The sequence below is a fragment of the Marinobacter lacisalsi genome (assembly GCF_042651045.1).
In the GTDB taxonomy this organism is placed as follows: Bacteria; Pseudomonadota; Gammaproteobacteria; order Pseudomonadales; family Oleiphilaceae; genus Marinobacter; species Marinobacter lacisalsi.
Genome location: NZ_JBHSDI010000011.1, coordinates 35,071 through 58,105 on the forward strand (window position 1 = coordinate 35,071; position 23,035 = coordinate 58,105).

Annotated in this window: 21 protein-coding genes; 18 read left to right on the plus strand and 3 right to left on the minus strand. The window is 60.6% G+C overall.

Features of this window, described 5'->3' with window-relative positions; genetic code table 11:
- The first annotated feature begins 75 nt into the window (after positions 1-75).
- The 5 genes from queA to secF are packed head-to-tail and all read left to right on the plus strand — an operon-like array spanning position 76 to position 5,576.
- Positions 76-1,146, plus strand: a complete 1,071-nt coding sequence (gene queA, locus ACFOZ5_RS07635) for a tRNA preQ1(34) S-adenosylmethionine ribosyltransferase-isomerase QueA (protein ID WP_379886438.1) — start codon at positions 76-78, stop codon at positions 1,144-1,146.
- A gap of 10 nt (positions 1,147-1,156) precedes the next feature.
- Positions 1,157-2,278 carry a tRNA guanosine(34) transglycosylase Tgt gene (tgt, locus tag ACFOZ5_RS07640; RefSeq protein ID WP_379886628.1) on the plus strand — a complete coding sequence of 374 codons (1,122 nt, stop codon included), beginning with the start codon at positions 1,157-1,159 and terminating at the stop codon, positions 2,276-2,278.
- 48 nt (positions 2,279-2,326) lie between these two features.
- Complete coding sequence (yajC, locus tag ACFOZ5_RS07645; RefSeq protein WP_379886439.1) at positions 2,327-2,689, plus strand: preprotein translocase subunit YajC; 363 nt, start codon at positions 2,327-2,329, stop codon at positions 2,687-2,689.
- 60 nt (positions 2,690-2,749) lie between these two features.
- Entirely contained in the window at positions 2,750-4,624 is a 1,875-nt protein-coding gene (gene secD / locus ACFOZ5_RS07650; protein WP_379886440.1) for a protein translocase subunit SecD, read from the plus strand.
- Complete coding sequence (gene secF, locus ACFOZ5_RS07655; RefSeq protein ID WP_379886442.1) at positions 4,617-5,576, plus strand: protein translocase subunit SecF; 960 nt, start codon at positions 4,617-4,619, stop codon at positions 5,574-5,576. Before secD ends, secF begins: the two co-directional genes overlap by 8 nt.
- A gap of 99 nt (positions 5,577-5,675) precedes the next feature.
- On the opposite strand, the gene ACFOZ5_RS07660 is transcribed toward secF, so the two are convergent.
- Positions 5,676-6,476 (minus strand): inositol monophosphatase family protein, encoded by an 801-nt coding sequence (locus tag ACFOZ5_RS07660; RefSeq protein WP_379886443.1) that lies wholly within the window; start codon positions 6,474-6,476, stop codon positions 5,676-5,678.
- A 211-nt stretch (positions 6,477-6,687) separates the two neighbouring features.
- On the opposite strand from ACFOZ5_RS07660, the gene trmJ reads away from it, so the two are divergent.
- The 13 genes from trmJ to der all read left to right on the plus strand — a co-directional run bounded on the left by trmJ (position 6,688) and on the right by der (position 19,552).
- On the plus strand, positions 6,688-7,533 hold the full coding sequence (gene trmJ, locus ACFOZ5_RS07665) for a tRNA (cytosine(32)/uridine(32)-2'-O)-methyltransferase TrmJ (protein ID WP_379886444.1): 846 nt from the start codon (positions 6,688-6,690) through the stop codon (positions 7,531-7,533).
- Entirely contained in the window at positions 7,526-8,308 is a 783-nt protein-coding gene (gene cysE, locus ACFOZ5_RS07670; protein WP_379886445.1) for a serine O-acetyltransferase, read from the plus strand. The genes trmJ and cysE overlap by 8 nt, the downstream gene beginning before the upstream one ends.
- An 84-nt stretch (positions 8,309-8,392) precedes the next feature.
- Positions 8,393-8,893 (plus strand): Fe-S cluster assembly transcriptional regulator IscR, encoded by a 501-nt coding sequence (gene iscR / locus ACFOZ5_RS07675; protein WP_379886446.1) that lies wholly within the window; start codon positions 8,393-8,395, stop codon positions 8,891-8,893.
- A gap of 13 nt (positions 8,894-8,906) precedes the next feature.
- A complete protein-coding gene (locus ACFOZ5_RS07680) occupies positions 8,907-10,079 on the plus strand; it encodes an IscS subfamily cysteine desulfurase (protein ID WP_379886447.1) in 1,173 nt (390 codons plus the stop codon).
- A gap of 113 nt (positions 10,080-10,192) precedes the next feature.
- A complete protein-coding gene (gene ndk, locus ACFOZ5_RS07685) occupies positions 10,193-10,621 on the plus strand; it encodes a nucleoside-diphosphate kinase (protein WP_379886448.1) in 429 nt (142 codons plus the stop codon).
- Positions 10,622-10,674: 53 nt separating this feature from the next.
- Entirely contained in the window at positions 10,675-11,787 is a 1,113-nt protein-coding gene (rlmN, locus tag ACFOZ5_RS07690) for a 23S rRNA (adenine(2503)-C(2))-methyltransferase RlmN (protein ID WP_379886449.1), read from the plus strand.
- Positions 11,788-11,814: 27 nt separating this feature from the next.
- Positions 11,815-12,642, plus strand: a complete 828-nt coding sequence (gene pilW / locus ACFOZ5_RS07695) for a type IV pilus biogenesis/stability protein PilW (protein ID WP_379886450.1) — start codon at positions 11,815-11,817, stop codon at positions 12,640-12,642.
- Positions 12,629-13,684: a RodZ domain-containing protein gene (locus ACFOZ5_RS07700; protein ID WP_379886451.1), complete on the plus strand. Its 1,056-nt coding sequence runs from the start codon at positions 12,629-12,631 to the stop codon at positions 13,682-13,684. Before pilW ends, ACFOZ5_RS07700 begins: the two co-directional genes overlap by 14 nt.
- Positions 13,685-13,763: 79 nt before the next feature.
- Positions 13,764-14,882, plus strand: coding sequence for a flavodoxin-dependent (E)-4-hydroxy-3-methylbut-2-enyl-diphosphate synthase (ispG, locus tag ACFOZ5_RS07705; protein ID WP_379886452.1), 1,119 nt, complete (start codon positions 13,764-13,766; stop codon positions 14,880-14,882).
- Between the two features lie 41 nt (positions 14,883-14,923).
- Complete coding sequence (hisS, locus tag ACFOZ5_RS07710) at positions 14,924-16,207, plus strand: histidine--tRNA ligase (protein WP_379886453.1); 1,284 nt, start codon at positions 14,924-14,926, stop codon at positions 16,205-16,207.
- A gap of 64 nt (positions 16,208-16,271) precedes the next feature.
- Positions 16,272-16,928: a YfgM family protein gene (locus tag ACFOZ5_RS07715; RefSeq protein WP_379886454.1), complete on the plus strand. Its 657-nt coding sequence runs from the start codon at positions 16,272-16,274 to the stop codon at positions 16,926-16,928.
- Entirely contained in the window at positions 16,928-18,097 is a 1,170-nt protein-coding gene (bamB, locus tag ACFOZ5_RS07720; protein ID WP_379886455.1) for an outer membrane protein assembly factor BamB, read from the plus strand. Before ACFOZ5_RS07715 ends, bamB begins: the two co-directional genes overlap by 1 nt.
- 33 nt (positions 18,098-18,130) lie before the next feature.
- A complete protein-coding gene (gene der / locus ACFOZ5_RS07725; RefSeq protein WP_379886456.1) occupies positions 18,131-19,552 on the plus strand; it encodes a ribosome biogenesis GTPase Der in 1,422 nt (473 codons plus the stop codon).
- 88 nt (positions 19,553-19,640) lie between these two features.
- Here der and pta read toward each other — a convergent pair whose 3' ends face one another.
- Positions 19,641-21,794, minus strand: a complete 2,154-nt coding sequence (gene pta, locus ACFOZ5_RS07730) for a phosphate acetyltransferase (protein ID WP_379886457.1) — start codon at positions 21,792-21,794, stop codon at positions 19,641-19,643.
- Between the two features lie 15 nt (positions 21,795-21,809).
- Positions 21,810-23,021 (minus strand): acetate/propionate family kinase, encoded by a 1,212-nt coding sequence (locus ACFOZ5_RS07735; RefSeq protein WP_379886458.1) that lies wholly within the window; start codon positions 23,019-23,021, stop codon positions 21,810-21,812.
- Between the last annotated feature and the right edge of the window lie 14 nt (positions 23,022-23,035).

Below are 23,035 nucleotides of genomic sequence, written 5' to 3' on the forward strand. Positions count from 1 at the left end.
ACCATCCCCGGTCAGCCTGTATAATTCGCGCGTTTCTAACGGTTCCTGTGGCCCTTACACCCGAGCATTTCCCGGATGAACGTTTCCGATTTCCATTTTGACCTGCCAGACGAGCTGATCGCCCGCTATCCCATGGCTGAGCGCAGCGCGTCGCGCATGCTGTCTCTGGACGGCGCTTCCGGCGCTGTTGCCCACCGCCAGTTCCGGGATCTGCCCGACCTGCTGGAAGCGGACGACCTGCTGGTTTTCAATGATACCCGTGTCATCCCGGCGCGCCTGTTCGGTACCAAGGAAACCGGCGGCAAGCTGGAGGTCCTGGTGGAGCGGATCCTGTCGGATGATACGGTGCTGGCCCATGTGAGGGCGTCCAAGGCGCTGAAGCCGGGCCAGCGAGTGAGCCTGGAAGACGGCTCGCAACTGGTCATGCTGGACCGGGATGATGCGCTGTTCCGCCTGCAGACAGTCAGCGGCGAGCCGGTGCTGGAGTTGCTGGAAAGGGCAGGGCACATGCCGCTGCCACCCTATGTGGACCGCCCGGACGAGAGCGCGGACCGGGAACGTTACCAGACCGTCTATGCCCGCGAGGCGGGTGCCGTGGCTGCCCCCACTGCCGGCCTTCACTTTGACCAGCCGATCTTTGATCGCCTGGCCGAGAAGGGCATTGAAACCGCCTTCGTCACCCTGCATGTCGGAGCCGGCACCTTCCAGCCTGTACGGGTGGACCGGGTGGAGGATCACGTCATGCACAGTGAGGTGGCCACTGTGCCGGAGGCTACGGTCGAGGCCATTCGCCGCACCCGGGCAAAGGGTGGCCGTGTGGTGGCCGTGGGGACGACGTCGGTGCGGTCACTGGAGTCCGCCAGCCGGGGCGGTGTGGTCCGGCCCATGCAGGGCGAGACGGATATCTTTATTTCTCCGGGCTACCGTTTTCAGACCGTGGACGCGATGATTACCAATTTTCACCTGCCCGAATCCACCCTGATCATGCTGGTGAGCGCTTTCGCCGGCTACCAGAACACCATGGCTGCCTACCGGGAAGCCGTTGACGAGCGCTATCGCTTCTTCAGTTATGGTGATGCCATGTTCATTACTGGCCAGGAGCCCAGCCTGGGTGCGCTGGCCGGCCCAGGAGTCCGTGATGCCTGATCGTTGTTTCATGTCTTTCGAAAAGCTGGGTGAGGATGGCAAGGCCCGCCGGGGGCGTCTGACCTTTCCCAGGGGTGTGGTGGAAACCCCCGCCTTTATGCCGGTAGGCACCTACGGCACGGTGAAGGGCATGCTGCCCCGGGATATCGAAGCCACGGGGGCACAGATCATCCTCGGCAACACCTTTCACCTGATGTTGCGCCCGGGTACCGAGGTGGTCAGGGCCCATGGTGACCTGCATGATTTTACCCAATGGCAGGGGCCCATTCTGACGGACTCCGGTGGCTTCCAGGTGTTCAGCCTGGGTGATATGCGCAAGATCAGTGAGGAGGGTGTGAACTTCCGCTCACCGGTGGACGGCTCGCCGGTGGAGCTTAACCCGGAAATCGCCATGCGTGTTCAGCGGGACCTGGGCTCTGATATCGTCATGATCTTCGATGAGTGCACGCCGTACCCCGCTACCGAAAAGCAGGCCCGGGAGTCCATGGAAATGTCCCTGCGCTGGGCAGCCCGCAGCAAGGCCGCTCATGGAGACAGCCCCTCGGCGCTGTTCGGTATTGTCCAGGGGGGCATGTACAACGACCTGCGCCAGCGTTCCCTGGATGGCCTCACCGATATCGGTTTTGATGGCTATGCCATTGGTGGTCTTTCGGTGGGTGAGCCAAAAGAGGACATGCTGGCGGTGCTGGATTACCTGCCGGTGCGGATGCCCGAGAACAGGCCCCGCTATCTGATGGGTGTGGGGCGACCAGAAGACATTGTCGAGGCGGTCCGCCGTGGCGTTGACATGTTTGACTGTGTGATGCCTACCCGGAATGCCCGCAATGGCTACCTGTTCACATCCACCGGTATCGTCAAGATCCGTAACGCCAGTAACCGCCATGACACGTCACCGCTGGATGCGGAATGTGACTGTTATACCTGTTCACACTTTTCGAGAAGCTACCTGCATCATCTTGATAAATGTGGTGAAATGCTGGGCTCCCAGCTGAACACCATTCACAACCTCCATTACTATCAGGCGCTGATGGCCGGATTGCGTGGGGCTATTGAAGCAGGTACATTGTCCGACTTTGTGGAATCCTTCTACCGCAAGAGGGGCCTGCCCATACCGCCAGTGGCGGGGGACTAGCCTGTCGTGCACCCGTATTTCCCGAACAACCGTTAACGGAGACATCCTATGAAAGCAGTAAAAGCCATGTTGGCCACCCTTCTGGCCGCCGCAACGCCTGGCGCCGCCCTTGCCCAGGAAGCAGGACCGGGTATGGGCATTGCGGGCCAGGTGATCTTCTTCGGTGGTTTCATCCTGATTTTCTATCTGCTGATCTGGCGCCCCCAGTCCAAGCGCGCGAAAGAGCACAAGGCGCTGATGTCCGGCCTGAACAAGGGCGATGAAGTGGTCACCTCCGGCGGCATGGCCGGCCGCATTACCCGCGTGACCGAAGACTTCATCGTGATTGAAGTGGCTGACAACGTGGAAGTAAAAGTCCAGAAGGTTGCCGTTGCCACGGCCCTGCCAAAAGGCACTCTGAAAGATATCTGAACGTACTGACCAGGGAGGCCGCCCCGGTGGCGGCCCGAAGGTGGTCAAGAAAGGGCTCCTATGCTGAACAAGTACCCGCTTTGGAAAAATTTACTGATCCTGTTCGTACTGGCGATCGGGTTCGTCTATGCCTTGCCAAACGTATTCCCCGATGACTACGCGGTCCAGATTACCGGTGCCCGTAGCGGTACCGAAATCGGACAGGACACCATCGAACGGGCAACCGATGCCCTCGAGGAAGCCGGCATTGCCATCAAGGGTGTCGACCGGGAAGAGCGTAGCGCTCTGATCAGGGTCAACAGCTCTGAAGCGCAACTGGAAGCGAGACCGCTTGTTCAGCAGGCCCTGGGTGATGAATACCTGGTAGCCCTGAACATGGCAGAGTCCACACCTGACTGGCTCAAGGCTGTGGGCGCCGGTCCCATGAAACTGGGCCTGGATCTGCGCGGTGGTGTCCACTTCCTGCTGGAGGTGGATATGGAAACCGCCGTTACCCAGCGACTGGAAGCCACAGCCAGCCAGATCAAGAGCGAATTGCGTGATGAGCGTATCCGCTATCGCGGTGGCGACGTGTCTGACGATAACCAGATCCAGCTCTCTTTCCGCAATGAACAGGACCGTGACGAAGCCTTCGACCTGGTTCGCGACAACTACAATGAGTTTCTGCTGAATGAACGGACGGAAGGAGACGATTACCTGCTCGAACTCAGCCTGTCGGAGCAGGAGGTCCAGCAGATCCAGGACTACGCCATAGAGCAGAACCTGACCACCATCCGTAACCGGGTTAATGAGCTGGGCGTGGCAGAACCGCTCGTGCAGCGCCAGGGCTCGGATCGCATTATCGTGGAACTGCCTGGTGTCCAGGATACCGCCCAGGCCAAACGGGTACTGGGTGCCACCGCTAACCTGGAATTCCGTCTGGCTGCCCGTCAGGACGCGCCGGCGTCAGCCACTGAAACCTACCCCTTCCGGGATGAGCCGGGCCGTACCGCTCGTCTGGAAAGGGATATCATCGTGACCGGTGAAAACGTGGCCAACGCCAGCCAGGGGTTCGATGAAAACGGCATGCCCCAGGTCAACATTACCCTGGACGGGGTCGGTGGCGACATGATGACCCGCACCACCCGCAATGCGGTACAGCGCAGCATGGCGGTACTGTTCATCGAGTTCCGGACGGAAACCGAGCAGGAGATGGTGGACGGAGAAATGGTAACCCGTGAAGAGCGGGTCGAAGAACGCAGTATCATTTCGCTGGCGACCATCCAGTCGACACTGGGTTCCAGCTTCCGCATCACCGGCCTTGATTCCATTCACGAGGCGTCCGAGCTGGCCCTGTTGCTGCGTGCGGGTGCGCTGGCTGCTCCCATGTACTTCGTGCAGGAGCGCACCATCGGGCCGAGCCTGGGGCAGCAGAACATTGATGCCGGGTTTATGTCTGTCGTGGTCGGTTTCATTCTGGTGCTGTTGTTTATGGCCGTTTTCTATCGGGCGTTTGGTCTGATTGCGAACGTGGCCCTGACTCTGAACCTGATGTTGTTGCTGGCCTGCATGTCCATTATTTCCGCCACGCTCACGTTGCCCGGTATCGCTGGTATCGTACTGACCGTGGGTATGGCAGTGGACGCGAACGTGCTGATCTTCGAGCGCATTCGTGAGGAGTTGCGGGAAGGTGTGGCGCCCCAGCTGGCCATCAATGCCGGTTACTCCCGGGCGTTCGTGTCCATTGTGGATGCCAACATCACCACCTTCCTGGTGGCCATTATCCTGTTTGCCATGGGTTCCGGTCCGGTCAAGGGCTTTGCGGTTACGCTCAGTATCGGTATCGTGACGTCGCTGTTTACCGCGCTGGTGGTAAGCCGGGCCATGGTCAACGCACTCTATGGAGGCCGGAAGGTCGAAAAGCTCTCGATTGGAGGCAAACTGGCCCATGTCTGATTCCTCTGCCAAACGATTTGATTTCATGGGGCTGCGCAAGATTTTTGCGACAGTGTCCATTCTCCTGGTGCTGGCATCAGCAGTGCTGCTGGGTGTGCGCGGCCTCAATCTGGGCCTGGATTTCACCGGCGGCACCTCGGTGGAGCTGCAGTATGCCGAGGCTCCTGAACTGGACGATGTGCGTTCAGCGTTGTCCGACGCCGGTTACACGGACTATGTGGTGCAGAACTTCGGTTCCGACACCCTGGTGCTGATCCGCATGCAGGAAGCCGGTGACGACGAGCTGGGCCAGCAGATACTGGAGGATATCCAGGCGCGGGCCGACGGTGAGGTCAGTCTGGTCAGTTCCGAGTTTGTGGGCTCACAGGTAGGTGACGAGCTGAAGGAAAACAGCGGCCTGGGCATGTTGCTGGCCCTGGCGGTGGTGCTGATCTACGTGGGCATGCGCTTCCAGTTCAAGTTCGGCATCGCCTCGGTCATTCCGCTGGCCCACGACGTCATCATCGTGCTGGGCCTGTTCGCCCTGTTCCAGTGGACGTTTGACCTGACGGTGCTTGCGGCGCTGCTGGCGGTGATCGGTTACTCCCTGAACGACACCATCGTCATCATGGACCGTATCCGCGAGAACTTCCGCAAGCTGCGCATTGATGATGCCGAGGAGACCGTCAATCACTCGATCCATGAGACCATCAACCGGACCATCAACACCTCCCTGACCACCTTGCTGGTGTTGATGGCCCTGTATTTCCTGGGCGGTGAAGCGATCAATAACTTTGCCATCACCCTGGCTATTGGTGTGATCGTTGGTACCTACTCCTCCATCTACGTCTCCGCAAACCTGTTGGTGGTTCTCGGGGTTACCCGTTCCGACATGGTGGTGCCGCCCAAGGAAGGTGTGGCCGGTGAACAACCGGAGGAAGAAGAGCCGCCCGAGTGGCTCAATCGGATGTAATGGTCGTAGCCGCGACGTAAAAAAGCCGGGCCTGGAAATACCAGCCCGGCTTTTTTTATCGGCCCGACACGCCCCGGGCAGAGTCATGACCGCTTGTAACTAGCGGGGAAGGCGAGCCTGGAAGGGGTGCAGGGTGCGCAGTACTTCCCGCATCAGCTTCGGGTTGGCAATGGCCAGCTGGCGTGAGTCAGCGCTGGCAGGGTTGCCGGAGAAGTCGCTGCTGAGTACGCCGGACTCATTGGCCAGGGCGAGGCCGATGTCACGGTCTTCCGGTGTGGGGCGGAACAGCACCACGGCGTCCATGTGGCCGGCCGCCACCCGGGCGATGTCCAGCACGCTGCAGCCGGTGCTGCGGAACTGTTCCGCCTGGCTGGCAACCTGGGCTGAAAGTTCACCCCAGATGAGCGGGTCTTCAGCGCCCCGGGCCTGATCGAGCAGGTTGGATGCCACCACGGCTTCGCTAAGGTGCTTGATCTCGCTGGCGCGCATGCGACGGCTGTTCAGGGCGGCGCCACGGCCACGGCTGGCGGAGTATTCCTCGCCGGTAACCGGGTTGATCAGCAGCAGGTTCTCCGTGCGGCCATCCTTTTTCTGGACCAGAGCCACCACAAACTCGGGGATGCCCCGCATCAGGTTGTCGGCACCCAGTACCGGGAAGATATGCCAGCTCAGGCTGTGGCCGTCGGCACTGCCATTGTCGGCCGGGGCAATGTAGTGGTCCTTATAGGCCTTCTGCAGTTGCTCGGCGAAATTCTCGTAGATCTTGCCGGTCACCCGGTCCAACTGGCGTTGCCGCTCACCGGGCTCGTTGCCGGCGATATCCTGGCGTTCAAAATGGGCTTTCAGGTAATCGGCACCCTGGCGCGCGACGCGCAGGGCCATCTTTATGGCTGGTTGCATCGGACTCTTCAGTATCTGGAGTGATCAAAGGCGCGATGATAGCAAATCGCCGGTGTGCCTTAAACGTTTTTCCACTCCGTAAAGACCTCCATAGAGGGCTTCGCGGTAGTTGCGGAAGGGGGCTGTCGGAAAAAACCGGACCCCAAACGGGGGTCCACTCTGGTAACATATGCCGCCATTTCGTTTATACAGTTGCCGGATTTACACTGCCATGCACAAGCCTGCTCTTCCCAGTACCTTCGATCTGCCGGCCCGGGACTATGTCCGGGTGGTGATGATGGAAACCTCGCATTCCGGAAACATCGGGGCCGTGGCCCGTGCGATGAAGAATATGGGCCTGGGCAATCTGTGTCTGGTCAATCCGAGGGCATTTCCTGATGAGACGTCCTACGCCCGCGCCGCCGGTGCCTCGGATGTTCTTGATCGTGCCCGGGTGGTATCGAGCCTGGACGAGGCCATCGAGGACTGCGTTCTGGTCATGGGCACCAGTGCCCGTGGCCGCAAGGTTCCCTGGCCGGTGATGTCGCCCACCGATGCCGCCCGTCAGGTGGGCGACTATCATGGCAAGGGGGAAGTGGCGGTGGTGTTCGGCCGTGAGAACAATGGCCTGAGCAACGAGGAGTTGCAGCGCTGCCACGTTCATATACACATTCCCACGAACCCTGACTACAGTTCTCTCAACGTGGCCATGGCGGTGCAGGTGATGTGTTACGAGATCCGCATGGAATACCTGCGGGGGCTTGAAAACAGCGACAGCAATCCGCAACTCAAGGCTATTAATTCGCCTGAGGATCCGGGTTGGGATGTGCCACCGGCAACCGTATCGGAACTGGAGGGGTTCTTCAGTCACCTGGAAGATACGCTGGCCGGGATCGATTTTCATCGCAGGGACAACCCCCGTCAGTTAATGACGCGGCTCAGACGCCTTTACCAGCGGGCTAGGCCGGACCAGATGGAAGTCAATATCCTTCGGGGTATCCTTACGGCAGTACAGAAATCGGCCTCCGATCCTTCGGCGGGCGTCAGCTCAAAAAAACAGGACCAGACAGATGTTTGAGCGAATCAAAGAGGACATCGGTAGTGTGTTCCACCGGGACCCGGCTGCCAGGAATACCTTCGAGGTTCTGACCAACTACCCGGGTTTGCATGCGCTGTTGCTCCATCGGCTGGCGCATCGGGTGTGGAATGCGGGGCTCAAGTGGCTGGCGCGCAGTATTTCCACATTCTCCCGCTGGCTGACCGGTATCGAGATTCACCCGGGCGCGACAATCGGTCGCCGCTTCTTTATCGATCACGGCATGGGGGTGGTTATCGGCGAGACCACGATTATCGGAGACGACGTCACTCTCTACCAGGGGGTAACCCTGGGTGGGACCAGTTGGAACAAGGGCAAGCGTCACCCTACCATTGGCAATGGTGTTGTGGTGGGTGCAGGTGCGAAGATTCTGGGTCCGTTTGAGGTGGGCGAGGGTGCCAAGATCGGCTCCAACTCGGTGGTCACCAAGGAAGTGCCTGCCGGGGCCACCGTGGTCGGTATTCCCGGTCGGGTCGTGGTCAAGAGCAACGCCAGTGAGGGCCGGCGCAAGGAGATGGAAGAACGCATGGGCTTTGATGCCTATGGCGTGACCGAGGAAATGCCCGATCCGGTTGCGCGGGCCATGCGCAGCCTGCTGGATCACATGCATGCCGTGGACGAGCGCATCGAGAAAATGTGCACCGCTATTCGCAAGGTTAATCAGGACTACGTCGACAACGGTGAGTTGCCGCCGCTGGATGCGGAGGAGTTTGACTGTGTGCGGGATGATTCTGATAAGGCTGCGGAAAGCCGCTGACATCATGGCCGGGGTTGAATACTTGACCAAAACAGTAGGTCAATTCATACTCTGGAGCTGTAACTCTTAGCCAGGGCAGCCGATATGCGACTGACAACCAAGGGCCGGTACGCCGTAACCGCTATGCTCGATCTCGCCCTCCATGGTGACGAAGGGCCGGTCAGTCTGGCGGATATTTCCCGGCGTCAGGGCATTTCGCTGTCCTATCTCGAGCAATTGTTCGCCCGTCTTCGTCGTGAGAAGCTTGTGGCCAGTGTACGGGGCCCCGGTGGCGGCTATCGCCTGAGCAGGACAAGTGACCAGGTGTTCATCGCCGATGTGGTGGATGCTGTCAATGAATCCCTTGATACCACCCGCTGTAGTCACAAAGGTGATTGCCAGAATGGCGAGATGTGTCTGACCCACCATCTCTGGTCTGATCTGAGCGATCAGATCCATCAGTTCCTCAGCCGGATCAGTCTTGCGGACCTCATGAACAAGCGTGAGATCCAGGCTGTCGCCAATCGCCAGGACGGCAAGCCGTCGCCCGACAAAGCGACCGATACCATCAACACCGAGCGCCTGGACAGCCGGGCGCCCGCCTGACGCATACAGGACCATGAAGACACCCATTTACCTTGATTACGCAGCGACCACGCCTGTGGATCCTGCCGTTGCTGACACCATGGCTGGCTATCTCACTATTGATGGGGTGTTCGGCAATCCTGCCAGCCGCTCCCACGGCTTTGGCTGGCAGGCGGAAGCGGCGGTCGAGAATGCCCGTCGCCAGGTGGCCCAGCTGATCGGGGCCGACCCCCGGGAAATCGTCTGGACATCGGGCGCGACCGAGTCCGATAACCTTGCGATCAAGGGCGCCGTATCGGCCAACCGCAAGGAAGGGATGCGCCCGCATATCATTACCTCCGCCATTGAGCACAAGGCGGTACTGGATACCTGTACCTGGCTGGAAAGCCAGGGCTGTGATGTCACTCGCCTGTCCCCGGATGACTCCGGCGCCATTTCCGCAACTCAGGTGGAAGCGGCCCTGCGGCCGGAAACCCTGCTGGTCAGCCTGATGCTGGTCAATAATGAGCTGGGGACAATCAGCGACCTCGGTCCGGTCGGCGATCTGCTGCGCTCCAGAGGCATCCTGTTTCATGTGGATGCCGCCCAGGCCGCCGGCAAGATGCGGGTTGACGTGGGGGCGCTCAAGGCTGACCTGGTGGCGCTGTCCGCGCACAAGGTCTATGGGCCCAAGGGTATGGGGGCGCTGTTCGTGCGCCGCTCGCCGGATGTGCGCATTGATGCCCAGATCCATGGTGGCGGGCACGAGCGGGGCATGCGTTCCGGTACCTTGCCTACCCACCAGATTGCCGGAATGGGCAGGGCTTTCGAGCTGGCCGCGGCTGTGCTTGACGAGGAAGCGGCGAAGCTCGAAGCCCTGCGTGACCGCTTTCTGGAGGGTATCGGAACCCTGTCGGGGGTCCGTTTGCATGGCCATCCGGACCAGCGTGTGCCCGGTATCCTCAATCTTGGCTTCGAGGGTGTGGAGGCCGAATCCCTGATGTTGGGGTTGCGGGACCTGGCGGTTTCCTCCGGGTCAGCCTGCGCGTCGGCCACCATGGAACCATCCTATGTACTGACGGCCATCGGTCTCAGTGATGCACAGGCCCATGCCGGCCTTCGCTTCTCGCTGGGGCGTTTCACCACGGCGGAAGAAGTCGACCACGCGGTAGAGCAGATCAACACCGTGGTCAGCCGGTTGCGGGAACGCCGTCGCGCCTCCGCCTGACCCGGCCACGAGAAGAATTATCCGGGGGGCCGCTGTCGGTAGGCAGCCGGCCCCTTACTGCGTATAATCTCAGGCCGGAATTCTGACCTGAAACCCAACTGGAGCAAATAATTATGTCCAACGAGCGTACGCTCTCTATCGTGAAGCCTGATGCCGTCGCCAAGAACGTTATCGGCGAGATCTACACCCGCTTCGAGAAAGCCGGCCTGAAAATCGTCGCCGCCAAGATGATGCATCTGTCCCAGGAGCAGGCGGAAGGTTTCTACGCGGAGCACAAGGAACGCCCGTTCTTCCCCGATCTGGTTGCTTTCATGACCTCTGGTCCGGTTGTGGTTCAGGTACTGGAAGGCGAGGGCGCCATTGCCAAGAACCGTGATCTGATGGGTGCCACCAACCCGAAAGAAGCCGAAGCCGGCACTATCCGTGCGGATTTCGCCGAGTCCATCGATGCCAATGCGGTTCACGGTTCTGACTCTGCGGCCTCTGCCGAGCGCGAGATTGCCTATTTCTTCAACGACAGTGAAATCTGCCCCCGCGGCTGAAGCTGTCCGGGGCGGCTACGGTCGCCCCGCCTGTTATCTGATCGAGACTGACCATGACTGCTGCTGTAGAAAAAACCAACCTGTTGGGGATGCCCAAGTCAAAGCTTGAGGCGTTCTTCGAGTCCATGGGGGAGAAACGCTTCCGTGCGACCCAGGTGTTGCAGTGGATTCACCAGCGCGGTGCGGACGATTTCGATCAGATGACCAACATGAGCAAGGCCCTGCGGGAAAAGCTCAAGCTGGTGGCGGAAGTTCGTGGCCCGGAGGTGGTCTACGACGAAACGTCCAAAGATGGTACCCGCAAATGGGTCATGCGCATGGATTCCGGCAACAGTGTCGAAACCGTGCTGATACCGGACGGCGAGCGGGGCACGTTGTGTGTCTCCTCCCAGATTGGCTGCAGTCTCGACTGCACCTTCTGTTCCACTGGCAAGCGCGGCTTCAATCGCAACCTCACTGCGGCGGAAATCATTGGTCAGGTATGGGTGGCCCGCAAGGCGTTCATGCCGTTCGAACCCAATGGTGACCGGCCGATAACCAACGTGGTCATGATGGGTATGGGCGAACCCCTGCTCAACTTCGACAACGTGGTGGATGCCATGAACCTGATGATGGAAGACCTGGCCTATGGTATTTCCAAGCGTCGGGTGACAGTGAGTACGTCGGGTGTTATTCCCGCTCTGGACCGTCTGGGAGAGGTCAGTGACGTGTCCCTCGCCATATCCCTGCACGCGCCCAATGACGAGCTGCGCAATCAACTGGTGCCGCTCAACAAGAAGTATCCTATTGCCGATCTGCTGGCCGCCACCCGCCGTTATCTGAGTGGTCTGCCCGACAAGCGCAAGGCCACCATCGAATACACGGTGATAGAGAACATGAATGACCAGCCAGAGCATGCCCATGAGCTGGCCGTTGTGTTGCGCGGTTTGCCGTGCAAGATCAACCTGATTCCTTTTAACCCGTTTCCGGAGAGCGATTTCCGCCGGCCGAGCATGAATGCGACCCGGCGTTTCCAGAAAATTCTCAATGAAGCGGGTTACATCACAACGATTCGTACCACAAGAGGCGATGATATCGACGCTGCCTGCGGCCAGCTTGTTGGTCGCGTGGAGGACCGGACAAAACGTAGCCAGCGTTATATTCCGGTTCAGCAGATGACTCCCTAACATTTGTCGAGGCTTCAGGAAAACACCATGCGTCCAGTATTGTCACCAGAGTTGTCAGGCCGGATCCGGCTCTCCCTGTCTGTGTGCATGTTGCTTCTTGCAAGCCTGTTTGCCGGTTGCGTGACCGTTACCGATAGCCGCTTTGCCCGCGAGGAGGATGAGGACCGGGCTGTCGCCAACTACGTGCAACTTGCAACCGCTTACCTTTCCCAGGGTAACTACGACCGTTCTCGCATGCATCTGGAGCGGGCGCTGGAGCTTCAGCCCAGCAATGCCGCAGCCCTGGCCACCCAGGGGTTGCTTTACCAGACGGAAGGAGACCCGGAACTGGCTGAGGAATCCTATCGCAAGGCCCTGCGGAATGATTCCGGCTACACCCGTGGTCGGGTGTTTTACGGTGCTTTCCTGTATGGCGACGGGCGTTATGAGGAGGCCCGGGAGCAGTTTCGTCAGGCGAGTCGAGATACCCGTTATTACGACCGGGCGTCGGTATTCTATAACCTCGGTCGCGCCAGTGAAAAAATGGACGACATGGACGGGGCGGTGAATGCCTATCGCCGGGCACTGGAGCTGGGCAGAGGCGACCCCCGCTGGCTGCTCGCTCTGTCCCGCTCACTTGTGGCTACCGGTGATTACACTGCGGCGGCTCGTTACTATGACCGGCTGCTGTCGATGATGCAGCGCAGCCCGCGGCTTGAACACACGCCGGAGAGTCTGCTGGTGGGCATCCGTATTGCGCGGCATCTGCGCAACTATGACCAGGAATCAAGCCTCGCGCTGTTGCTGCGCAACCGCTTTCCGGACTCGGAAGAATACAGAAAATACAAGGTAATATTGGCCGATGACAACGGATAACGCCAGCCAGGACACCAGCCAGCCAACGGTGGGTGAGCGACTCCGGCAAGCCCGCGAGACCGTCGGGTTGTCCGTGGCCGAAGTGGCCGCAAAACAGCATCTCAGACCCGCAATCATCAGCGCCATCGAAAGTGGAGACTACCGTCGGATCGACAGTGAGTTGTTCCTCAAGGGGTATGTCCGGGCTTACGCAACCCATGTGGGTATCGACCCCGACAGCGTGGTGCGCCAGCTCGACAAGGAGCTGGAGCCGATGCGGGAGGAGCGGCAGGCGCGGGTGGAAGCCAGCCCGCTGGTTACCATTGAGCGCCGTAAGCGTCGTAAACGCCAGATTGCGAAGATTGTTAGCGTGCTGCTGGCTCTTGCCGTGCTGTTCTACGTTGGAGCCCTGTACCTGGCGACCCAGGAGCCACCGGCCGGAAGCGCCACCGACGATCCGGTAACCGACGAGTCAGACGGGACAGAAGCCCTGGTACCCGCTGAACCGACGGATAATGGCGGTAGCGTATCTGACGACGATACACTGGTCGAAGCGCCGTTAGCGGCGTCAGAGCCGACAGAGGATGAGGGCGTAGACCAGGAGTCCGCCATCCCGGATGAGGTCGGGGACGCATCGCCTGGCGCTGCGGAACCCGCAGAGACTGATACCGCTCCGCTCGTGGGAACAGCAGACCCTTCGCCACAGACGTCACTTCAGCCCGTCCCTGAGCCGGACTCCGTGGCAGACACACGGGCAGAGCCTCCTGCTGAAAGTAGCCCGCCGCCCGAACCGGACACGGTTGTGCCGGCGGATAATCAGGGGCGCCTGGTGGTGGAGTTTTCGGGGGACTGCTGGGTTGAAGTTCAGGACAGCACCGGCCGCACTCTGGTTGCAGAACTGCGCCGGTCCGGTGAGACCCTTGACGTCACCGGTAATGGCCCGTTAAGAGTGGTGTTGGGTGCCGTCAGTGCGGTGTCAGCGCTGAGTTATAGCGGTGAGCCGGTCAACCTGGCCGACCGTCGCGCCCGAAATGACCGGCTGGTGCTGAACCTGTCGGACTGATTGTCATACAGGTGAACTCGCAACAGAGTATCCTTCAGTTCAGCGACTCTTTCATTCTTTCACATCGGTTTGACCGTTTATGAAGCTCGAATCTCCCATTAAAAGACGTAAGTCACGGCAGATCATGGTGGGTAATGTACCGGTGGGTGGTGATGCGCCCATTGCGGTGCAGAGCATGACCAACACGGAAACCTGCGACGTGGATGCCACCGTGGCACAGATCAGCGCCCTTGAGCAGGCCGGTGCCGATATCGTGCGGGTTTCGGTACCCAGCATGGAGGCGGCGGAGGCCTTCGGCAAGATCCGTAAACGGGTCTCCCTGCCACTGGTGGCGGATATCCATTTTGATTACAAGATCGCCCTGCGGGTGGCGGAGCTGGGTGTGGACTGCCTGCGCATCAACCCGGGCAATATCGGTCGGGAAGACCGGATCAGTGCGGTTATCTCAGCGGCCCGGGACCGGGGCATTCCCATACGCATCGGTGTCAACGCCGGCTCCCTTGGCAAAGACCTGCAGCGCAAGTATGGCGAACCCACGGCGGACGCCCTGGTGGAGTCTGCCATGCGCAATGTCGATATTCTTGACCGCCATGATTTTCAGGACTTCAAGGTCAGCCTGAAGGCCTCGGAAGTGTTCATGACCGTGGACGCCTATCGCAAGATTGCCAGCCAGATCGAGCAGCCCCTGCACCTTGGTATCACCGAGGCCGGCGGTTTACGCTCTGGTACCGTCAAATCCTCCGTTGGCCTCGGCATGTTGCTGATGGACGGAATCGGCGACACCATCCGCGTGTCCCTCGCGGCAGACCCGGTCGAGGAAATCAAGGTAGGCTTCGATATTCTCAAGAGCCTGCGGCTGCGTAGCCGTGGTATCAACTTTGTCGCCTGTCCCAGCTGCTCCCGCCAGAACTTCGATGTTATCCAGACCATGAACGACCTCGAAGCCCGGCTGGAGGACGTCAACGTGCCCCTGGACGTGGCCATCATCGGCTGTATCGTCAATGGTCCGGGTGAAGCCAAGGTGGCGGATCTGGGTCTGACCGGCGGTTCGCCGAAAAACCTGTTCTATGCCGCTGGCAAACCCAACCAGAAACTGGACAATGCGACCCTGACGGACGACCTGGAGCGGCTGATCCGGGAAGAAGCCGCCCGTCGCAGAGAGCAGGAAGAGTCGATTATTGCGAAATCCGGTGATTAACAGGCCCCGGCCGGCGCTACCAACACGAAAAAGGTTTTACTTTGGCTAAGATTCAGGCAATCCGCGGGATGAACGACATCCTGCCAGAACAGACCCCGGTATGGCAGTTTCTCGAATCCAGGGTAAGGGATGTACTGGGGGCTTACGGGTACCAGGAGATTCGTTTGCCGGTGGTGGAGCACACTGAGCTGTTCCGGCGCTCCATCGGTGAAGTCACCGACATCGTCGAAAAGGAAATGTACACCTTCGACGATCGCAATGGAGACAGCCTGACCCTGCGGCCTGAAGGTACCGCCGGCTGTGTGCGCGCCGCGGAAGAGCATGGTCTGCTGTTCAACCAGAGCCGTCGCCTCTGGTACACCGGCCCCATGTTTCGCCATGAACGCCCACAGAAAGGGCGTTACCGCCAGTTCCACCAGGTAGGTGTGGAATGTTTCGGCATGGACGGCCCGGACATTGACGCGGAGCTGCTGATTCTCACCGCCCGCCTGTGGCAGTCTCTGGGCCTGGCAGAGTATGCCCGTCTGGAAATCAACAGCATCGGTACGTCTGAAGCCCGGGCGGAGTATCGTCAGGCTCTGGTGGAGTATCTTGGGGATTACCGTGCCGACCTGGATCCGGACAGCCAGCGCCGGCTGCTGACCAACCCGCTGCGCATTCTCGATTCCAAGAACACCGAAACCCAGAGGATTCTCGAGAATGCTCCGGCACTGGATGATTTCCTGGACGACGAATCACGCGAGCACTTTGAGCAGCTCACCACCATGCTGGATGCTGCCGGCGTGCCCTACACGGTGAATCAGCGCCTGGTGCGGGGCCTTGACTATTACGGCAAGACCGTATTCGAGTGGGTGACTGACAGCCTTGGTGCCCAGGGCACCATCTGCGCCGGTGGTCGTTATGACGGCCTGGTGGAGCAGCTTGGAGGGCGGCCGACGGCAGCGGTGGGCTTTGCCATGGGTATGGAGCGGCTGATCCTGTTGCTGGAAACCCTTGAGCTGGTGCCTGAAGAGGTCAATGCTGACGCCGATGTCTATGTTACCGCCATGGGAGAAAAGGCGGCCATTGAGGCGTTCCGGGTCAGCGAGGTACTACGCTCGGCACTGCCCGGGCGCACCGTGGTTACCCATTGTGGCGGCGGCAGTTTCAAGAGCCAGATGAAGAAGGCCGACCGCAGTGGCGCCCGGGTGGCGGTTATTATTGGCGAGAACGAGGTCAACGAGGGTACTGTCGGGCTCAAGTACCTGCGCGAAGACCGAGAACAGGAGCAGGTTTCCCGGGATCAGGCCGGCGGCCACCTGGCGAGCCATTTCGGCATCGTCTGAGCCTGGCGCGCAACCAACCCATTAATCACAAGTACAACAGGAAAGGACACTCACAGGAGTCAACATGGCCGAAATGCGGACTGAAGAAGAACAGATTGAAGCCATCAAGCAGTGGTGGAAGAAAAACGGCAGCTCGCTGCTGATTGGCATCGGCCTGGCCCTGGCCCTGGTATTTGGCTGGCAGGCCTGGCAGAACCATCAGGCTACCAAGCAGGCGCAGGCCGCGGCCGACTTTGGCCAGTTGATGCAACAGGCCCAGCAGGCCTCCAGTGAGGAAGACCGGGAATCCGTAACCTATCTGGCGAACCAGGTTCGCGAGGAGCATGGCGACACTACCTACGCGGTCTATGCCATGCTGATTCTGGCCAACCAGCAAATGATGGGCGATGGTGACGCCGCCGCAGCCGCCGAGACCCTGCAATGGGCGCTGGAGCAGTCCGGATCCAGTGATGCCCTGTCCCTGGTAGTGCGTACCCGCCTGGCTCGTGCCCAGTACGGGGCGGGTCAGTATGACGAGGCTCTGGAGACGGTACGCGGTGCGGATAACATGGGTGCATTTGAAAGCATTCTGGCGGAACTTGAAGGCGATATACTGATTGCCAGCGGTGATACCGAGGCCGCCGAAGATGCCTACCTCCGGGCCCGCGATGCCGGTGGCATGGGTAATGTCGGTCTGCTGCAGCGCAAGCTGGACAACCTGGGCGTCGGGGGTGATGCCTGATGTCGATGGCCCCGCTGACGTCTGTGTTGAAACCGCTGGTGGCTCTTGGTCTGACGGGAGCGCTGCTGGTGGGTTGCAGTTCCACGGAAAACTACGAGGAACCGGACCCGGTTCCCGAGGTTGTGTCGACAGTGTCTCTGAAGTCGCAATGGTCTCTGACCGTGGGTGACGGGCACGATGGCCAGTACCTGCAACTTGAACCTGCCATTATTGGCGGCAGCCTGTATGCGGTGTCGGCGGATGGCGAGTTGCTTGCGGTAGGGCCGGCCACCGGCGATGTACGCTGGCGCAATGAACTGGACGAGACCATCATGGCCGGCGTTGGTGGTGATAGCCGCCACCTGTATCTGGTTACCGGTAATGCGGAATTGCTTGCCCTTGACCGCGACAGCGGTGACGAAGTCTGGCGCCTGCGTATGCCCAACGAGGTACTGGCCGCTCCCCAGTCCAACGGCAACCTGGTGTTGACCCAGACCATCGATGGCAAGGTAGTCGCGGCTGACGCAGGCAGTGGCGAACGCTTGTGGCAGTATGATGCGCCCGCGCCCGCCCTCTCCATACGGGCCACCGGGGCCCCGGTAGTGGGGCGTGAGCTGGCACTGGTAACGCTGGCCAATGGCCGGATGGTGGCCCTTTCCACGGCCAACGGTCAGCCGGTATGGCAGTACACGGTGGGTGAGCCCGCCGGCCGTACCGAGCTGGAACGCCTGGTGGATGTCACCGCACAACCGGTAGTCGTCGAGGGCGCCGCCCTGGTGGCGGGTTATCAGGGCAAGCTGGCGCTGGTGGATATTCGCAATGGCGAGGAAATCTGGAGCAGGGCGACTTCCACGTTCCATAGCCCGGCTCTGGCTCCCAACAAGATCTTCATTGTCAGGGACAACGGGGACGTTGTAGGCCTCGATGCGAGCAGTCTCGAAGAGGTGTGGGTTCAGGATGCCCTGTCCTGGCGCCGCCTGTCTGCGCCCGCAACCATTGGCGATCAGCTGGTGGTGGGGGACTTTGAAGGCTACCTCCACATCCTGTCCCAGGATAACGGCCAGTTACAGGGGCAGCTCGAGTTTGATGATGAAGGGATTCGCGCACCCATGCTTCGCTGGGAGAACCGACTGATTGTCTATGGCAATGGCGGTCGCCTGGCGGTATTCACCCTTGAGGATCGGGAATAGCCCGGTCCTGACGTTCATTTCAGGCAGATATTGATGACACCGGTAATCGCTCTGGTGGGCCGCCCCAACGTGGGCAAGTCCACCCTGTTCAATCAGATGACCCGATCACGCGATGCGCTGGTGGCGGATTTTCCGGGCCTGACCCGAGATCGTAAGTACGGCGATGGCAACTACGAGGGTCGCCGGTTCATTGTCATCGATACCGGCGGTCTCACCGGGGATGAGGCCGGGCTGGACGCGGAAATGGCGCGCCAGTCGATGCAGGCGGTGGAAGAGGCGGATATCGTCCTGTTCCTGGTGGACGGTCGCGCTGGCCTGACCGCCGGTGACGAAATGATCGCCGACCATCTGCGTCGCACCGGCAAAAAGGCCCATCTGGTGGTCAACAAGACGGATGGCCAGGACCCGGATGTGGCAGCAGCCGACTTCTATGCCCTGGGCTTTGAGTCCGTTTACCAGATTGCCGCTGCCCACAACCGCGGCATTCGTTCCATGCTCGAGCTCCTGCTGGGTGAACTGGAGGAAGAGGGCGAGGACACCGCCGACAAGTACCCTGGCATTCGCATCGGCGTGGTCGGGCGGCCCAATGTGGGCAAGTCTACCCTGGTGAATCGTATGCTCGGGGAAGACCGGGTAGTGGTGTACGACATGCCCGGTACTACCCGTGACAGTGTGTATATTCCTTATGAGCGTCAGGGCCATGAATATACCCTGATTGATACTGCCGGGGTGCGCCGCCGCAAGAATGTGCGCGAAGTGGTGGAGAAGTTCTCCATCATCAAGACGCTGAAGGCGATTGAGGATGCCCACGTGGTCATCCTGGTGATTGATGCCCGGGACGGTCTGGTGGACCAGGATCTGCACCTGATCGGTTTTGTGTTGGATGCCGGGCGGTCGCTGGTGATAGCCGTCAACAAGTGGGACGGCATGGACCCGGAGGAGCGTAGCAAGGTGAAGGAGCAGGTACGTCGTCGCCTCGACTTCCTGGACTATGCCGACAAGCATTACATCTCGGCGCTGCACGGTTCAGGGGTGGGGTTGCTTTACGACTCCATTCAGGATTGCTACGACTCAGCCATGGCCAAATGGCCCACCAACCGCCTGACGGAAATCCTGCAGGACGCGGTCGTCCAGCATCAGCCGCCGATGGTGCACGGTCGGCGTATCAAGCTCAGGTATGCCCATCAGGGTGGCTCCAACCCGCCGGTCATCGTGGTGCACGGTAATCAGACCGCGTCGTTGCCCGGGGCGTACAAGCGCTATCTGGAAAACACCTTCCGCAAGGTCCTCAAGGTGAACGGTTCTCCCATTCGCTTCGAGTTTATCTCTGGTGAGAATCCCTACGCCAACAAGGTCAATCGGCTGACGCCGCGTCAGAAGGTGAAAAAGGACAATGATCTCAAGCAGGGCCGTCAGATCAAGAAGCCGCGGATGAAGAGCAAGAAGAAAGGCTGACCCGTTATTCAGCAAGAGTCGGTTGGATGGAGAAAGGCAAGGCCCCGACAGGTGCCTTGCCTTTTTTGATGGCGGTATGGTCCGAGGCCTACGTTTGCTCGCTCCCAGCCGCCTCGGCCTGTGATGCCTGGACCGCCGTGAGGGCAATGGTGAACACGATATCGTCCACCAGTGCGCCCCGGGAAAGGTCGTTGACGGGTTTTCTCAGGCCCTGCAGCATGGGGCCGATACTGACTACATTGGCACTGCGTTGCACCGCCTTGTAGGTGGTGTTGCCGGTGTTCAGGTCGGGGAAGATGAAGACCGTTGCCTTGCCGGCCACGGGGCTGTCCGGTGCCTTGCTCCTGCCCACATCGGCAATGGCCGCGGCGTCATACTGCAGAGGACCATCAATCACCAGGTCCGGGCGCCGTTCCCGGGCAATGCGGGTGGCCTCCCGCACCTTGTCCACGTCGGCACCGCTGCCGGAACTGCCGGTGCTGTAGCTGATCATGGCGACCATCGGGTCGACGCCGAATGCCCTGGCCGAATCCGCGCTCTGGATGGCAATGTCGGCCAATTGCTCGGCATCGGGGTCGGGATTGATCGCGCAGTCGCCGTAGACCAGCACCTGCTCGGGCAGAAGCATGAAGAATATGGACGACACCACCTTGGCGTTGTCCGCCGTCTTGATCAGCTGCAGGGCAGGTCGAACCGTATTGGCGGTGGTATGGACGGCGCCTGACACCAGACCATCCGCCTCGTTCTGCGATACCATCATGGTGCCCAGCACCACGTTGTCTTCCAGCATGGCTTCCGCCATATCCGGGGCCAGACCCTTGTGCTTGCGCAATTCCACCATGGGCTCGATATAGCGCTGCCGGACCTCGGCGGGGTTGATGATCTCAAGATCTTCGGGCAGGGGCATGCCCTGGGATTCAGCCACGGCCTCGATGTCATCCCGTTCACCCAGCAGGATGCAGTGGGCCAGCCCCCGCTGGGTGCAGATAATGGCAGCCTGTACCGTGCGTGGCTCGTTGCCCTCGGGCAACACAATGCGCTTGTTGGCCTGGCGGGCAAGCTGTGACAGCTGATGACGGAAGGCCGGGGGAGACAGCCGGCGCAGGCGTTCCACCTTGAGATGTTGCTGCAGCCAGTCGGCATCAAGGCGTGAGGCAACCGTTTCCATTACTTTCTCGATACGGTCCGGGTCATCGGCGGGCACGGCAGCAGGCAGATTGGCCAGCTGGTGGGCGGTCTCGTAGGTGTTGGTTTCTGTCTTCAGCACGGGCAGCCCGGTGGCCAGACCACGGCGACACAGGTCGATGGTGCGCTGGTCCGGCATCAGGCCGCCGGTAAGTAGCAGGCCTGCCAGTGGTACCCCATTGAGGGCCGCAACCGCGGTTGCCAGCAGGATATCCTCCCGGTCGCCGGGGGTCACCATCAGTGAGCCCGGGCGCAATGTGTCCACCATGTTGGGGATGGTGCGGGCGCACACGGTTACTTTCTGCACCCGTCGGGTATCCATATCCCCCTCGTGCAGCACGTCGGCGCCGAGATCCCGGGCGATGTCCGCCATGCGTGGTGCCAGCAGCTCGGGTTGCCAGGGGATGGCCGCCAGCAGGCGCAGACGGCCGGAGTTGAAGATCTTGCAGTCGCCGGCATAATCCGGTGTTGTCACCGGCTCCTGCCGATTGAACGACGGCAGCATGCCGGTCTGCTCGGGTTTGCCCAGTTTGTTGAGAACCACGCCGATAACGTCCGGATCTTCCGGGTCGGCAAACAACCGCGCCGAGAAATCCAGCCATTCGTCCAGCTCGCGACAGTCCCGACCATCGGGGCTGCACACCAGTATGACCTCGGAACCCAGGTTGCGGGCCATCTCCACATTCATGCGCGCGGTATAGGCTTCGCTGCGGTCCGGCACCAGGCCCTCCACAATGACCACGTCCACGTCCCGTGCTACGGTCTGGAAACGCCCTACCATGTCTTCCATGAATTCGTCGGACTTGCCCCGGTTGAGCAAGCTCTGTGCGTCTTTCAGGGCAATCGGTGTCGGCGGGTCGAGATCCGAGCGGGCCCGCACGAAGGGCACGGAAAAGTCGTCCGCTGACTGATCGCCGGAGGACTTCGCCGGCTGGCTGACCGGCTTGTAGAAGCCAACCCGCACACCGACGCGGTCCAGGGCCCGGAGCAGGCCCAGGCAGACCGATGTCAGGCCGCTATTGAGGTCAGTGGGGGCTATAAACAGGCTCTTTGCCATGGGTATCAGGTTCCTTCATTGATTCTTTGATTGGTTCGCGGTGGCTTCTCCGGTAGCCAGGGCGACAGCTTCACGGGCAATCATCGCCTCTTCCCGGGTGGGGATAACCAGTATTTTGAAGCGGCTGTCCGCTGCCGATACCGTGCCGTTCCGGGTGCCGCCGTGGTCATTGTTGCTGCTCGGGTCGATGCGGAAGCCAGGCAGTGAGAGGTGTTCGGCGGTACGGGCACGGACCTCGGCGCTGTTCTCTCCGATACCACCGGTGAACACCAGGGCATCCAGGCGATCCAGGGACACCATCATGGCACCGATATACCGTGCCAGCCGGAAACAGAAGACTTCAAAGGCATCCTCGCTGTCCTTGTCGCCATCCCGGGCGGACGTGAGCAGGTTTCGCATATCGCTGGTGGTCCCGGACAATCCCAGCAAACCGCTTTCCCGGTTGAGGATGCGATGGGTCTGTTCCGGGCTGATGCCTTTGCTGGCCAGAAAGTCGAACAGTCCGGGGTCCACATCGCCACTGCGGGTACCCATCACCAGGCCCTCAAGGGGCGTCAGACCCATACTGGTGTCTACGCTCCTGCCGTCACGGACGGCGGTGATGCTGCAACCATTCCCGAGGTGGGCGGAAATGATCGAGGTCTCGCTGAGCGGCTTGCCCAGGCGACGCGCGGCTTCCTCTGCCATGTAGTGGTGGCTGGTGCCGTGAAAGCCATAGCGCCGCACACCCCAGTCGGTGTAAAACCGTTTTGGCACCGGGTAGAGCCAGGCATGGCGGGGCAGGGTCTGATGGAAGGCGGTATCGAATACGGCAACCTGGGGCACCGTGGGAAAAAGCTCCAAGGTGGCCTCGATCCCGGCGAGGTTCACCGGGTTGTGCAGGGGCGCCAGGCTGGCGCAGTCCTCGATGGCCCGGATCACGTCGTCATCCAGAAGGGCGGCCTGGTGAAAGGCTTCCCCGCCATGGACTACCCGGTGACCGATGGCCAGCGGTGCGTTACCAAGGTGCCCATTGTCCTGCAGCCATTCGATGGCGGCGGCCAGGGACTGGCGGTGATCGGCTTTGTGGGGCAGGTCTACCGCTTCCGCACCTTCCGGTAGCAGGCGGGCGTCCTGCTGGCCCAGCTTTTCCGCCAGGGCCGACACCAGCGGCTCACCCGAACGGTTGAACAGGGCGATTTTCACGGAAGAACTTCCGCAGTTCACGACCAGGATCTGATCATCCATGGTTGAAGGAATCC